The sequence below is a fragment of the Parabacteroides sp. genome, from assembly GCF_977054455.1.
In genome coordinates this window covers 14,167-28,674 of the sequence record NZ_CDRTCT010000030.1, presented here as the reverse complement: position 1 = coordinate 28,674, position 14,508 = coordinate 14,167, and the positions used below count along the sequence as shown (strand labels likewise).

The window sequence follows — 14,508 nt, the reverse complement described above, 5'->3', positions numbered from 1 at the left end:
GTTTTATCGGGGACAAAGATACGATAAATAAAAACAGCCTGTCGCGGGGGCGGCAGGCTGTTCAATTGAAAAAAGTAGTATCAGAAATTGATGTTCACTCCGATCATCGCGCTGAAACTCTGCAGCGGATAGCCGTAGTAGAGTTCGTATTTCTGGAACAGGACGTTGTTCAGCTTCAGATACAGCCCGAAAGTGTCGTTCAGGGTGTAAGTCCCGGTCAGGTTGAGTTCGTTGATGTTTTTCATCTTTTCACCCTCCGGTTTCCCTAAGAAAGTCTTGCGCCCGGTTGCTAAATAATAATCCAAGGAAGCGGTAATCTGGCTGATCGGGCGGACGGTGACACCGGCTGTCAATTCCATTTCGGGTTTGCCGTAAGCATCTCCGATATCATCGACGTTCCAATTATTGTAAACGCCTTTCAGGTTGATGTCGAATAATTGCTGGTAGCTATATTTCAGATTGACACCGCCGAACGCATGTTTCGCGTTTGCTTGCAAAGCCAGACTGGTGTTGGCAAAAGAACCATCTTTCTCTGCAATGGTCGGGACGAAGAAAACTTCATCGTTCGTGATCTTATAACCTCCGAATACATCGAACCAGAAACCGGGAGCGATACCGCTTCTGATGCCAACCGTTCCATCCAGGTAGTTACGGGAAGGAAGCAGTTCCATCGTCGGGTTGATATAGCGGTTGACCTGCGAAATATCGTACATGCTGTTTGAGTAGAGCTTGCCGCCGGCAACCAGGTAGAGTTCCGTTTTATCGGCAACTTCCACGTCAGCCGTAATATTCGGGGAAGCCATAAACTTGCTGTTATCGCCGGTCACGAACATGATGTTTGCGCCTAACTTCAAATTCCAGTTGTCTCCCGATACCTTGTAATAAGGCGAAAGGGTTGCTTCGGCATGGTTTTCAAATTCCAGATATTCCTGTCCGCCCATTGTCGGCAGGCTGTAATTGAAGTATTCCACGTTACCCCCTAATCCGATGCGTTGCTCACCGCCGAAACGGGCGTTCAAATCGAACTTGACATCGAACGTATGTTCCGTAGGCCCATCCTGTTCCTTGCTTAACGCATATTTATGGGAGAAGTTGGTATATCCGAGATCCAGGAGATAGCCGACAGGAGCATCTTCTTTCGATTCGACTCCGATCTTTGCCTGGATAGCCTGGTTCACCTGATTGGTCTCACGGTCGAAATTGTGCATTCTCATTTCTATCAGTCCATCTGTATCTAAGTAAGGCAATCCGTAGTAGTTGAACGCAGAGTATCCGTATTTGATCCCCATATCCAGCGACAGCTTTTCAAACGCATGTTTGAAGTTGAGGCCACCTAAGTTGTCGTTCAATTTGGCCTTAACCTTTTTGAAGTCCGTATCGATATATTTCACCTTCCCGTTCGTCGAACGATGGGAGAACCAGATATTCAGCTTATCCTTGTCCGTGCTCAGGATATGGTAACCCAAGTCGCCGTTCAGGTTCAGATACGTGCCGCCGCCGAAGTTGAAATAACCGCGGCGTTTATTGTACTGGATATCCGTCATGATATTGCCTGAAGGCAGGAGGCTGATCTCCTTCTCCGGATCGGCCGGGACGGTGAAAGTCGCATAGTCGATCGGCATCTTCTTGACAACCGGTTCTTTGATGACCGGAAGCGTGTTCACTTTGCTGGCATCCTGTACGGTCGGGTCATATTCGCGTTCGAGCGTCATTTCCCGGTTCAGGTCTTTTTCCTTCGTTTTGTCTTCCTGTGCGCTGACGGTTGCGACGCTCCCCAACAGGGCCATCACACACAATGCTTTGATGTTGTATATTGTCTTCATCACTTCTTCTTAGTTCTTAAGTTTACCCAATCTATTTTCTATCATACCGGCGATATCGTCATCCCCCTTATAATTGTTCTGCAGGCTGGTGAGGTACTGGCGAGCCTGGAAGTCGTCACCTTGGCGGATATAGACATCGGCCAGCAGGATAAATCCGCGAGCCAGCCAGTATTGGTGAGGCGTACCGTTCTCGATGAAGTTCATCAGCACCTTTTCGGCATTCTTGTCATCGTTGGTGTCGTAATACAGTTGGGCCAACAGATATTTGGCTTCCGCGCCGTGTACCGTACGGGTGTCTTTGCTCAACTCTTTCAGGTCGGCAAGCGCCTTGTTCGCCTGTTTCTGGTCGATATAGGCTTTAGCGCGTACGTAACGGGCTTCGGCTTCCAGTTCGGGAGACAGCTTCGGTTCTTTCAGCAACTCGTCTGCCGCCAAGAGGGCCTCCTTCTGCTGTCCCGTCTGCAAGGCGCAACGCATGATTCCTAAACGGGCGGCCTGTTTGTTCTCCGGATTCTCGGCTACGATCTGCAAGCGTTTGAAGCTTTCCAATGCTGCCGGGTAATCTTTGCCCAGGTATTCGATTTCGGCCGTGCGGGCAACCGATTCTTCGAGGAACTTGGTGTCGCCACTGGCAATGACCGATTTGAACCGTTGGATGGCTTCGTCGAACTCTTTCTTGGCGAAAGCGATGCTACCTAAGTAGAAGTTGGCATTCGAACTGAACGCTCCTTCGGGGAATGTTTGCAGGTAGCCCGCCAGACTGCGGCGAGCACCGTCGTTGTCGCCACGCATAAAGAGCTTTTCGGCCGCGATATAGGTCAGCGAATCCTGTTCGCCCACTTCCAGACGGATGTTGCCGCCTATGGAGTTCACGTAGTTGGCATAAGCATTGATATCGTTGAGGTCGATATAGACGGATTTCAAATCCTGCAAAGCGATTTTAGCCTCTTCGCTGCCCGGATAATTGCTGATCACCTGCTTGTAGGCGGCGAGCGCCTTTTCCGGTTGGTTGTCATTGTAATAAAGCAGACCGAGCTGGATGCCGGCTTTACGTGCCAGGCTGCTCTGAGGAAATTCGCGGATCAGCTTTTCGAATGCCTGTGCGGCGGAAGAGCTGTTTTCGAGCAAGACATAGGAGCGCCCTTTCTCGAACAACGCATCGTCTACATATTGCGATTCCGGATATTCGCTGATCAGGCGGTCCATTGCGCTGATCTTGCCTCTGTAGTCTTTCTGCAACCCTAACAGGAATCCCTTCTGGTAGATCGAGTAATCGCCTGCGGAAGGAGACAACTGCGCTGCGCGTGAATAGTTTTCTTCGGCCAAGCTGAACTGGCGGTTCTGATACAGGCAGTCGCCGATACGGTTATAAGCGTCTGCCAGAGAAGCGGCCTGCCGGTTGCTTTCCAGGTCGGCATACTGGCGGAAGCGGTTCAGGGCCGCACTGTAGTCCCGCAGTTTGAAATAGCTGTAACCCAAGTTATAATAAGCCAGGGCATACATGTCCGTATTGCGTTGGCGCGTATTGTTCAGATAGGTGCGATAGTCCGATATCGCGTTTTCATATTCTCCCATGCGGTAGTACGACTCGCCACGCCAGAAATAGGCGTCGTTGCGAGCTTCCATATTATAGGAACCGAGCTGGATTGCCTGGCTGAACAGGCTGACGGCTTCGTCGAGCTTGACATTGGCAAAGGCCTGTGTTCCGAGTTGGAAAAGGATGTCCTGTTTGGCTTCCAGTATCTTGGTGCTCGGATGTTTGATCTTGTTGATCGATTTCAAGGCGGCTTCGTAGTTCTTGGTGGTCAGGTAGACTTCGACCAGGTAGTCGTTCACCTTGTCCGCATATTGCGAATTGGGGAAGTCGTTCAGGAAGTCTTCGAAGATCGTCACCGACTCGCCGAATCCCGTAAAGGCTGTTTCGTGGATCAGCAATGCGTAGTTGTACATGGCGACTTCCTTTATCTGCTTGTCGAAAGAAGAGGTGGCGGCTGCCTCGAATGCCATGCGGGCATTGTTTTTGTCGCCTAACTTCAGGTAAGACTGTCCGAGGTAGAGATAGGCGTTCTGCGTCAGCTCGTCGTTCTGGCGAACGGTCCGGCTCAGGGCGTTGACCGCACTGCTGTAATTCCCTTTATTGAAGTAGCATACACCTAAGATGTACAAATCGCTGCGGAGCGGATTTTCCGTAGATGAAACATATTTGCTCAACATCCGGATCGCTTTCTCCTGGTCGCCCAAATGGTAATATGAATCACCGACAATCCGGTACATCTCGCTGTTGTTCTTGCTATCGGGATAGAGGGAGAGAAGTTCTTCACCTTCTTTCACCACCTTTTCGTATTTGCTCTGGATAAAATAAATCTGTGCGATGTAATATTGCGACTGTTCGCGGTATTTCGGGCTCTCTTTCAGGCGGGAGAACTCGATCAGGGCATTGTTGTAATTTCCCATCGCATAGTCGATGTAGGCGACATAATAGGTTGAGGCTTCCTTGTATTTGTCTCCGATCTGTTCGATCCGTGCGAAGTAGCCGCGGGCCTTTTCCATATCGCCGGTCTGCAACAGCGAATAAGCCAGGCGGAAAGAATAAGCTTCCTGCTGTTCGGGACTCAATACGTCGATGTCGGCTTCGTTGAACCAGAAGATCGCTTTTTCATATTCTCCGCGTTCGAAATGCACGGAACCGATCATATAATCGATCTCGTCGCTATGGCGGGAAGCCGGATATTCTTCCAGATAGTCCTTTAGCAACTCGTCTGCATTGGGACGTCCCTGTTCATAAGCGGCATAGACCAGCATATAGTCTGCCTCCTGGATCAGGTCGGCATCCGTGGAATGCTGCTTGTAAGCCTCCAACTTGTCGATGCAACCGGCATAATTTTTTAAACTAAACAACTCTTTTCCTTCTACAAATAGGCGATCCGGTGCATCAAACTGGTACGACCGTTGCCCGTATGCGACATGACTCCCTACCACTATGCACAGTGGAATAAGTATTCTTTTCATCACTCCTTAGCTTTTATGATACAGATATATGTAAATATAACTGTATATGTTGGTTCTAAGTTGCAAATATAAGAAATATATTACTTTATATAGCGCCCTACTGCTTTTTTGATAGATTGCAATCCGAAATCGTCCGGATTTAGTTGGTTAGCTGGCAGGATAATGATCTCGGCGGCATCGTCTTCCGCTTTGGCTCCGTTGAAGGATCCGGCGAGGCATTCGAAAAACATATCGACGGTGTGGACATCGAAGCCGCAATAAGGATAGATGTTGGGAATGGAGAAAAGGTAGCGGCAATCCGTCAATTCAAGGCCGGTTTCTTCCTTCACTTCCCTGTGGGCGGCTTCTTCGGCCGATTCATGCATGTCGACAAAACCGCCGGGCAGGTCGAGCGTCCCTTTGGCCGGTTCTTTGGCACGGCGTACCAGCAATAGTTCTCCTTCAGGGTTACGGATAAAACAGGCAACGGCCGAGGATGGATTGAAATAATAGACGAACCCGCAGGTAGTGCATTGTTTCGCTTTCTCGTTGCGCTCCACAAATGTCCTGGCTCCGCATTTCGGACAATACGTAAATTGATGTAAAGGATGGGACATGATATTTTATATTTAATAGTCAGGCACGGATTACACGGATTTCACTGTTCTAACAAACCGTGTAATCCGCGAAATCCGTGCCTGAAATAGCTTTGTGTCTTTATTATTTCACTTCCCAGCCCAGTGCGCTTGCGCCCAATACGGCGGCATCGCTTTCTTTCAATTGGGAGAATAACAGTTTTGTCTTGCCTTCGAACACTTTCAACATGTTCTTTTCCATTGAACGTTTGATCGGATTCATGATCAGATCGCCGGATTTGGTCAGGCCACCGAACAGGATGATCGCTTCAGGACTTGAGAAAGCAACGAAATCAGCGAATGCTTCACCTAAGATGTTACCAGTGAATTCGAAGATTTCCAAAGCCAACTTATCGTTCTTCATTGCTGCGTCATACACATCTTTTGAAGTGATTTCGTCCGGGTCCAATTCGCGAAGCAAGCTGTCATCCTTACGGATTTCCAGAAATTCGCGTGCCGTACGGGCAACACCTGTAGCAGAAGCATACGCTTCGAGGCAACCTTGACGACCGCAACCGCAAGGACGTCCGTTGTTACGACGCATGATCACGTGACCTAATTCGCCTGCAAATCCGTCATGTCCGTAAACCAGGTTACCGCCGATCACGATACCGCTACCTACACCAGTACCCAGTGTGATCACGATAAAGTCTTTCATACCGCGTGCAGCGCCGTACGTCATCTCACCGATAGCAGCCGCATTCGCATCGTTTGTCAATGCTACGGGCACGCCATCCAGCTTTTCACTGATCAGTTGGGCCAAAGGAATTTTGCCTTTCCAGGGAAGGTTCGGAGCAAATTCGATACAACCGTTAAAGAAATTCCCGTTAGGAGCTCCCACGCCTATACCTTTTATTTTGTCCACGCCACCGGCCTGGTCGATCACTAATTTCAAGCCATTGGCAAGTTCGCTGACATAATCGTCGACGTCAGTGTACTTTCCGGTTTTAATTGAACTACTGTACAAGATTGTTCCTCTTGCATCTACTACGCCAAAAACAGTATTGGTACCACCTATATCGATACCTACTACATAAGGCTTCTCCATGATTTTATATTTTAGATTAATAATGCTTTTCTGGAAAGCAAATATAAGAGGAATCTGGTAAGGCGCAATGATTTTATTCAAAAAAAACCGAAATAGGCGTGAATATGTTACCCGATATGTTATTTAGCAGGTAAAATCTCGATCCAATAATCGTCCGGGTCATTGATGAAGTACAATCCCATCTCGTTATTTTCGAAACAGATATACCCGAGTTCACGGTGATATTCGCGTACCTCATCGTAATTGCCGGCTACACGGAAACAGAGATGACTTTCATTGTCTCCCAATTCGTATGCTTCTTTCCGGTCACGTAGCCAGGTCAGTTCCAGCAGGAACCCTGTCTCGTTGTCTGTCAGGTAAACCAGAATGAATGAACCGTCTGCCGCTTCCTTGCGGTGATGCTCTTTCAAGCCAAGCGCTTTTCCATAAAACGCAATACTTCTGTCCAGATCCAGGACATTGATATTAAAATGATCAAATCTACTCTTTATCTCCATCCCTCTTTATTTTTTAATTTTTAATTCTTAATTTTTAATTCTCAAATCTCCGTCCCCTCTCCCGGAACGGAAATCAACACGTACCGGCAACCGCGCGACTCAGCGTAAGGCCCGAAAGCCGCCGCCTCGGCCGGGTGATCCCAGAAATGCATCGGCACAAAGATATTGGTTTTGATGCGGTCTACAAACTGTTGTGCACCGCGCATGAAATCGGTCCCGATACGCGGATCGACCGGGAACATGGCGACATCCAGTTTGTCGGTCACCTTTACCAGGTCGTCTAATTCTTTCAGATAATTCTTTTCCGCTTCTGCGACTTCCTCTGGGGTCGATTCGTCTTTCCAGTGCCAGTTGTTCAGGTCGCCGGCATGGAAAAGGCGTTTCCCTTCGGCTTCGATCAGGAAGGATATGCCGGAGTCCGTCGATCCGAATGCCTCGATCCGCAGGTTATGATCCTCGTAGGTATCTCCTTTCTTGAGATAGATCGCGTCTTCTTTCTTTGCCCGGTTCCTTTTCAAAATATCTTTGCCGAAAAGATAGACGATATCTTTTTTGTATGCTTTCCACCTCAAAACCTCCGGATTGAAATGATCCGGATGGAAATGGGAGGCCAATACATATAATGTACCCGCGCGATTCAACAGTTCCTCATGCACGAATCCCTTCTCCGGCGACTTACCCGTGTCTTTGTAATAATCGATCAAAATGGCAAATCCGTCTGCCTCGATCGCAAAACCGCTATGATAGATATACGTCAGTCTCATTTCTATTATCCTTTCTTTTTATAAACAAAACACGGAAGGCGGCATTCTTGTTGTGCAAAAGTTTTATCTATGGCCCATGCTATTTCTGATCCTGTATTGTTTCCTGTAGGATGGCGACTTTCTCTTGTTCCGATTTTAACAGGCGCTCGTAAAGCTCGATAACTTTTTCTAAAGGATTGATATTGGCTATATAGGTTATATAGCCAGAAGCATAAGCATTATCTTTCCACGTGCCGGAAAAAATATTAATGGAAGTGCCGTCATTCAATTCTGTAATAGCTTCCACTGGAATATCTAATGCATTAGCAACTTTCTCTAATATTTCAGGTTCCAGTTTGTCTCTTTTCTCGTATCCGGAAAGGGTCGCTTGTGACACGCCGATCTTTTCAGCCAATACATCCTGATTGATGTTTCGCCATTCCCGCCAACGTTTTACGTTTGCACCATGATTGCTCCTTCTTACTGCTGTTGTTTCCATAAGACTTTATTATTTTAGTTTCTTTGAAGCAAAAATAAGCAATAATATCCGATTACTGATTATTCCACAGAGAAATATCAAGACATAGCATTTGCTGATATTATCAAAGCCCATTATAACGATGGCGATGATGTCTCTATCGCTTCACCTGCATCGGTGTCGGGCTAAAACCGCCCTGAATATTATAACTTTATCTCCAACCGCTCCATCATCACCCCGGTTTTCCGGCGTGCATCGGCCACATCCAGTCCGCGAGCCAGCAGCACGGCCATACGGCGATGTCCGTGGACTTCCGGTTTGCCGAAGAAGCGCATTTGGGTGTCCGGCTGTTCCAGTACCTTATCGAGGTTGCCTAACGCGAGTCGGTTGCTGTCCCCTTCGACCACGACGGCACGCGAAGCGCCTGCACCGTGGAAGGCGATGTTCGGGATCGGCAAGCCCAATACGGCACGGGCATGCAAGGCGAACTGCGAAAGATCCTGCGTGATCATCGTGACCATTCCTGTGTCGTGCGGACGGGGAGAGACTTCGCTGAAAATGACATCTTCGCCCTTGACAAACAATTCGACCCCGAAGATACCGCGGCCGCCAAGCGCCTCCGTGATCTTGCCTGCGATCTCGCGTGCCTTTTCTTTGGCAACCGGACTCATCGCCTGCGGCTGCCAGGATTCGCGATAGTCGCCGTCGACCTGTACGTGTCCGACCGGTTCCAGGAATGATGTGCCTCCGATATGACGGACGGTCAACTGGGTGATTTCGTAGTCGAAATCGACAAACCCCTCGACGATCACCTTCCCGGCGCCGGCACGTCCGCCTTCCTGCGCATACTGCCACGAGCGGTCGATGTCTTCCTCTTTGCGGATGACGCTCTGTCCGTGTCCGCTCGAACTCATGATCGGCTTGACGACACACGGCATCCCGATCGCTTTGACGGCCTCGATAAACTCTTCTTCCGTCTCGGCAAAGCGATAAGGAGAGGTCGGCAAACCCAATTCCTCGGCGGCCAGACGGCGGATGCCTTCGCGGTTCATCGTCAGCCAGGTGGCACGGGCGGTCGGGATGACATGGAATCCTTCTTTTTCCAGCTCCATCAACGTCCGGGTCGCGATGGCCTCCACTTCGGGAACGATATAATCCGGCTTTTCTTTTTCTACAATCTCGCGCAAGGCATCTCCGTCCAACATCGATACGACATACGAACGGTGGGCGACCTGCATGGCCGGAGCATCTGCATATTTGTCCAAAGCGATCACTTCCACTCCGTAACGTTGCAATTCGATTACAAACTCTTTGCCTAATTCGCCGGAACCGCAGAGCAAAACCTTCGTTGCGGTAGCCGACTTCGGTGTTCCTATTGTTACCATATTTGTCGAATGTATTATATTTTCTTTGTTTGCAGGCGCAAAGGTACAGGAATATTGGCAATTGACCAATGGTTCCCGATGGGGGATTTCCGAATAGATGCAAGTGTAATTTGTTTTCGGCATTGTCGAGAATATAATTGAGGTTGTCAAGAATATACACGACATTGTCGAAAACATATACGGTATTGCAGAGAATAAAATAGATGCAAGTCTGATCAAACTTCCGTGCAGATGTAAAGATCGTTTTCTGCAAAGGAATATAAACTTTTGTGAGGTTAATTTGGGTTAAATATAAGTACCTTGTGATACAAGGTATTTTGGTAAAGCATATATTTGTGGCAGTTAATGACAAAATATTTTACTATTTGTGTAACGATTTGGCAAAATGTTCGTCTAATAGATAAAAGCAACAATAAATATGATGATTCATCTGGAAGGAATTAACAAAACGTATTTCAACGGTGCGCCGTTGCACGTTTTGAAAGGCATAGACTTGGACATAGAGAAGGGAGAGATGGTCTCTATTATGGGTGCGTCGGGATCAGGAAAATCCACATTATTGAATATTTTGGGAATACTGGATACATACGATACGGGCACTTATACCCTGAACGGGCAGTTGATCCGCAATCTGAGCGAAACACGCGCGGCGGAACTGCGTAACCGCATGATCGGATTCATCTTCCAGTCCTTTAACTTGATTTCATTCAAAAATGCGATGGAGAACGTGGCGTTGCCCCTCTACTATCAAGGCATAGGCCGTAAGAAGCGCAACGCTATGGCGCTGGAGTATTTAGACATGGTCGGGTTGAAAGACTGGGCGGAACACATGCCGAACGAAATGTCCGGCGGACAGAAGCAGCGTGTCGCCATTGCCCGTGCCCTGATTGCCAAGCCGCAGGTGATCCTGGCGGATGAACCGACCGGAGCGTTGGACAGCAAGACGACGGTCGAGGTGATGGAACTGCTCCGCAATGTGAACCTCGAAGGGCTGACGATGGTGATCGTGACGCACGAACCTTCCGTGGCCGAGGCGACCGACCGTATTATCCGCGTGAAGGACGGTCTGATAGAAACAATAGAAAAAGGATTGGGACATGTTTGACTTTGATAATTTCCGAGAAATATGGAGTACGATCCAAAAGAATAAACTCCGTACCTTCCTGACCGGCTTCTCCGTGGCATGGGGGATCTTCATGTTGATTGTCCTCTTGGGGGCAGGCAACGGGATGAAGAACGGGATCATGTCGAACTTCCGCAATTTCAGCCTGAACCGGGTGGAGACATGGCCGCGCTACACGAGCAAGCCGTATAAGGGGATGCAGATGAACCGCAGGATCGAATACAAGGATGAAGACCTGATCGCCATCCCGCGTGAAAATCCCGAAGTAGACTTGATTACGGCAAGTATCAGCCGGAGCGATACGCTTTCCTACGGAGACGAATATAACGCCTATTCCCTGAACGGCGTGCATCCGTCGAAGGCGGTGATCGACAATATCGAAATGACGGTCGGGAACGGCCGTTTTATCAATGATATAGATGTGAAGGAAAAAAGAAAGGTGATTGTCCTGAGCCCTCGTATGAAAGAAGTACTTTTCAAAGGGGCGGACCCGCTGGGCAAATATGTGAATGCCGGAAGTGTCGCCTACCAGGTAATCGGCGTCTATAAGGCGGAGGACAACGACAACAATGCGCCCGCCTATATCCCTTTCAGCACGGCGCAGACCTTGTATAACGCCGGCTACGGGCTGGACGAGATCGTCTTTACGGTGAAAGGTATTTCCACACAGGAAGAATTTGACGCTTTCGAGAAGCGTTTCCGCCAGCAGATGGGAATGCGGCATAAGTTCGATCCCGAAGACCTGCGGGCGATCGGTATGTGGAGCACGCTCGAAAATTTCATGATGTTGAACGGGATGATGAACGGTATCGCCCTCTTTATCTGGGTGATCGGTATCGGGACACTGACTGCCGGCATTGTCGGCGTGAGCAACATCATGCTGATAACGGTACGTGAGCGGACGAGGGAGTTCGGCATCCGGAAGGCGATAGGGGCGACTCCGTTCTCCATCCTGAAACTGATCATTGTCGAATCGATCCTGATCACGGCGGTATTCGGCTATTTGGGCATGATCTTAGGTATCGGGCTGACGGAAGGAATCAATTCGGTCATGGAGATGATGAATGCCGGAAAGGATGTTTCGCAGGATGACATGAGCATCTTCCTGAATCCGACGGTGAACCTCAGTGTGGCGCTGTCCGCTACGGCCCTGATCATCGGGGCAGGCGTGCTGGCCGGCTATTTCCCTGCCCGCAAGGCGGTCAAGATCACGGCGATCGAGGCCATGCGCAATGAATGAAAAATTGAGAATTGAAAATTAAAAAATGATGGTGGCAGTCGCAATTTTAGTATTTAATTCTCAATGTATTATTTTTCAACTTTCAATTTCTAATTTTTAATTTGAAAAAAGATGTTTGATATAGATCGTTGGGTGGAGATATGGGTGACGATCACCCGTAATAAAACCCGTAGCCTGCTGACCGGCTTCGGAGTGTTCTGGGGCATCCTGATGCTCGTGATCCTGTTGGGCTCCGGCAACGGGTTTAAGAATGGCGTGTTGAAGAACGTCGACGGTTTTTCGACGAACTCTGCCTTCTTCTTTTCCGAACGGACGGGCGAGCCCTACAAGGGGTATAAGAAAGGACGCTACTGGCAGATGCGCAACCGTGACTTGGAGACGATCCGCCAGCGTGTGAAAGGCGTACGTTTTCTTTCGCCGATGATCATGCAATGGGGCGGACAGAACAATGTGGTGAGAGGACAGAAAGCGGGTACGTATAACGTGCGTGGCGTCTATTCCGAATATTTCAATATCGAAACGCAGCATATCCTGGCGGGACGTCTGTTGAATGAAATCGACATGATCGAAAAGCGTAAGGTGTGCCTGATCGGTAATATCGTGCGCGAAGTCCTTTTTGCTCCGGATGAAGATCCGATCGGGCAGTACATACGGGTGAACGGCATCTATTACCAGGTAGTGGGTGTGATCAAGCCGAAGCCGCGTGCCCAGATCGGCGGGCGTACGGAAGAGAGCGTGATGATCCCGTTCAAGACGCTCCAGCAGGCTTCCAACCAGGGAGATAAGTTCTGGTTCCTCTGCGCGACGGCCGACGACGGTTACTCTTGCGACAAGATGGTGGAAGACATAAAGACGGTCCTGCGTTCGCAGAACGAGATTTCCCCGACGGACGAACATGCCATCAGCAGCTTTACGATAGCCAAGCAGTTCGAAACATTCAACATGCTGTTCACCGGTATCAATATTCTGGTCTGGCTGGTCGGTATCGGCACTCTGCTGGCCGGCATCATCGGGGTGAGTAATATTATGATGGTGACGGTGCGGGAGCGGACACGCGAGATCGGTGTGCGTCGTGCGATCGGCGCGAAGCCTTTCGATATTATTTCGCAGATCATGAGCGAGAGCCTGCTGCTGACCTCCCTTGCCGGGTTGATCGGGCTTAGCGCAGGGGTGTTCCTGCTCGATGTGGTGAACAATGCGATGGCAAGTGGCGGAGCTTCGTCTGACGAAACGTTCTTCTCCAATCCCGAAATCCATATCGGGACAGCGGTCTCCGCTACCGTAATCCTGCTGTTCAGCGGTCTCCTCGCCGGGTTGATCCCCGCCTGGCGTGCAATGCAGATCAAAGCGATCGACGCGATCAGGGAAGAATAGGGAGAATTGAAAATAGAGAATTGAAAATTAAAAATTAGATATAGTTATGAAGAATCGTATCGTAAAAAAAGTCCTGCGGATCATCTTTTTGGTATTAGTGGGAGCTGCTGTTGTCGGCACTTTCTATTTCTTATGGAAGAAAGCGCAACCCGTCATTACCGTCTATGAGTTGGTTACTCCTGCACGTGACACGATTGAGACGAAGACCGTGGCGACCGGAAAGGTCGAACCCCGCGACGAAGTCCTTATCAAACCGCAGATGTCGGGGATTATCTCCGAATTGTTGAAAGAAGCCGGACAGATGGTGAAAGAAGGGGAGATCATTGCCCGTATCAAGGTCATCCCTGAAATGGTTCAGTTGAACAGCGCCGAATCGCGTGTCCGGGTGGCGAAGATCAGCCTCGAACAGATCAGCGCCACGTTCAAACGGGATGAAGAATTGCACAAGCAGGGGGTTATCTCCAAAGAAGACTATGAGACTTCTCTTGCCAACTATAAGAAGGCGCAGGAAGAGGCCGAGAATGCTCAGGATGCTCTTGAGATCATCCGCGAAGGTATCTCCAAACGGTCTGCCGCTTCCAGTACGACACAGGTCCGTTCCACGATCACCGGCATGATCCTGGATGTGCCTATCAAGGTCGGTAACTCGGTGATCCAGTCGAACACGTTCAACGACGGTACGACGATCGCGACCGTTGCCGATATGAACAATATGATCTTTAAGGGGAAAGTGGACGAGACGGAAGTCGGCCGTATCCACGAAGGGATGCCGATCAAACTGACGGTCGGCGCTATGGAAAGCCGCACGTTCGATGCCGAACTGGAGTATGTGGCTCCTAAGGGAGTGGAAGAGAACGGAGCCGTCCTGTTTGAGGTGAAGGCGGCCGTACACATGCCCGGCGATGCCTTTATCCGTGCCGGCTACAGTGCCAATGCCGAGATCGTGTTGAAGCGTGCCGAAGATGTTTTGTCCGTACCCGAAAGCTGCGTCGAGTTTAGCGGCGATTCGACCTTCGTGCAGGTGGTAAAAGCGGAAAAGCCGGAACAGCAGTTTGAAAAGCGTGCCGTTAAGGTTGGCTTGTCCGATGGTATCAAGATCGAGATCAAGGAAGGCCTGTCCGAAAACGAAAAGGTACGCGGGGCGATTGTCGATCCGAATAAGAAATAATTGTAA

12 protein-coding genes are annotated in these 14,508 nt (G+C 49.4%); 4 read left to right on the top strand and 8 right to left on the bottom strand.

Annotated features, from left to right (window positions below; translation table 11 throughout):
* Positions 1-80: 80 nt before the first annotated feature.
* From ACW6QF_RS14940 to purT, 8 genes are all read right to left on the bottom strand, one after another.
* The gene (locus ACW6QF_RS14940; RefSeq protein ID WP_298549683.1) at positions 81-1,823 is read right to left on the bottom strand and encodes a TonB-dependent receptor; all 1,743 of its coding nucleotides are present in this window, start codon (positions 1,821-1,823) and stop codon (positions 81-83) included.
* Positions 1,824-1,832: 9 nt separating this feature from the next.
* Positions 1,833-4,832: a tetratricopeptide repeat protein gene (locus tag ACW6QF_RS14935; protein ID WP_456088408.1), complete on the bottom strand. Its 3,000-nt coding sequence runs from the start codon at positions 4,830-4,832 to the stop codon at positions 1,833-1,835.
* A gap of 80 nt (positions 4,833-4,912) precedes the next feature.
* Entirely contained in the window at positions 4,913-5,428 is a 516-nt protein-coding gene (locus tag ACW6QF_RS14930; protein ID WP_456088407.1) for an NUDIX domain-containing protein, read from the bottom strand.
* A 103-nt stretch (positions 5,429-5,531) separates the two neighbouring features.
* Entirely contained in the window at positions 5,532-6,494 is a 963-nt protein-coding gene (locus tag ACW6QF_RS14925) for an ROK family protein (RefSeq protein ID WP_298549622.1), read from the bottom strand.
* Positions 6,495-6,613: 119 nt separating this feature from the next.
* The gene (locus tag ACW6QF_RS14920; RefSeq protein ID WP_298549621.1) at positions 6,614-6,991 is read right to left on the bottom strand and encodes a VOC family protein; all 378 of its coding nucleotides are present in this window, start codon (positions 6,989-6,991) and stop codon (positions 6,614-6,616) included.
* Positions 6,992-7,032: 41 nt separating this feature from the next.
* Complete coding sequence (locus ACW6QF_RS14915) at positions 7,033-7,755, bottom strand: MBL fold metallo-hydrolase (protein ID WP_456088406.1); 723 nt, start codon at positions 7,753-7,755, stop codon at positions 7,033-7,035.
* A gap of 79 nt (positions 7,756-7,834) precedes the next feature.
* Complete coding sequence (locus tag ACW6QF_RS14910; RefSeq protein ID WP_456088405.1) at positions 7,835-8,233, bottom strand: helix-turn-helix domain-containing protein; 399 nt, start codon at positions 8,231-8,233, stop codon at positions 7,835-7,837.
* Between the two features lie 182 nt (positions 8,234-8,415).
* Positions 8,416-9,597, bottom strand: a complete 1,182-nt coding sequence (gene purT, locus ACW6QF_RS14905; RefSeq protein ID WP_298549616.1) for a formate-dependent phosphoribosylglycinamide formyltransferase — start codon at positions 9,595-9,597, stop codon at positions 8,416-8,418.
* Between the two features lie 421 nt (positions 9,598-10,018).
* Between purT and ACW6QF_RS14900 the strand changes: the two genes are divergently transcribed.
* The 4 genes from ACW6QF_RS14900 to ACW6QF_RS14885 all read left to right on the top strand — a co-directional run bounded on the left by ACW6QF_RS14900 (position 10,019) and on the right by ACW6QF_RS14885 (position 14,502).
* Positions 10,019-10,702, top strand: a complete 684-nt coding sequence (locus ACW6QF_RS14900; protein WP_298549681.1) for an ABC transporter ATP-binding protein — start codon at positions 10,019-10,021, stop codon at positions 10,700-10,702.
* Complete coding sequence (locus ACW6QF_RS14895) at positions 10,695-11,960, top strand: ABC transporter permease (protein ID WP_298549614.1); 1,266 nt, start codon at positions 10,695-10,697, stop codon at positions 11,958-11,960. The genes ACW6QF_RS14900 and ACW6QF_RS14895 overlap by 8 nt, the downstream gene beginning before the upstream one ends.
* Before the next feature lie 111 nt (positions 11,961-12,071).
* Positions 12,072-13,334 (top strand): ABC transporter permease, encoded by a 1,263-nt coding sequence (locus tag ACW6QF_RS14890; RefSeq protein WP_456088404.1) that lies wholly within the window; start codon positions 12,072-12,074, stop codon positions 13,332-13,334.
* Between the two features lie 46 nt (positions 13,335-13,380).
* Positions 13,381-14,502 carry an efflux RND transporter periplasmic adaptor subunit gene (locus ACW6QF_RS14885; RefSeq protein WP_456088403.1) on the top strand — a complete coding sequence of 374 codons (1,122 nt, stop codon included), beginning with the start codon at positions 13,381-13,383 and terminating at the stop codon, positions 14,500-14,502.
* Positions 14,503-14,508 lie beyond the last annotated feature (6 nt).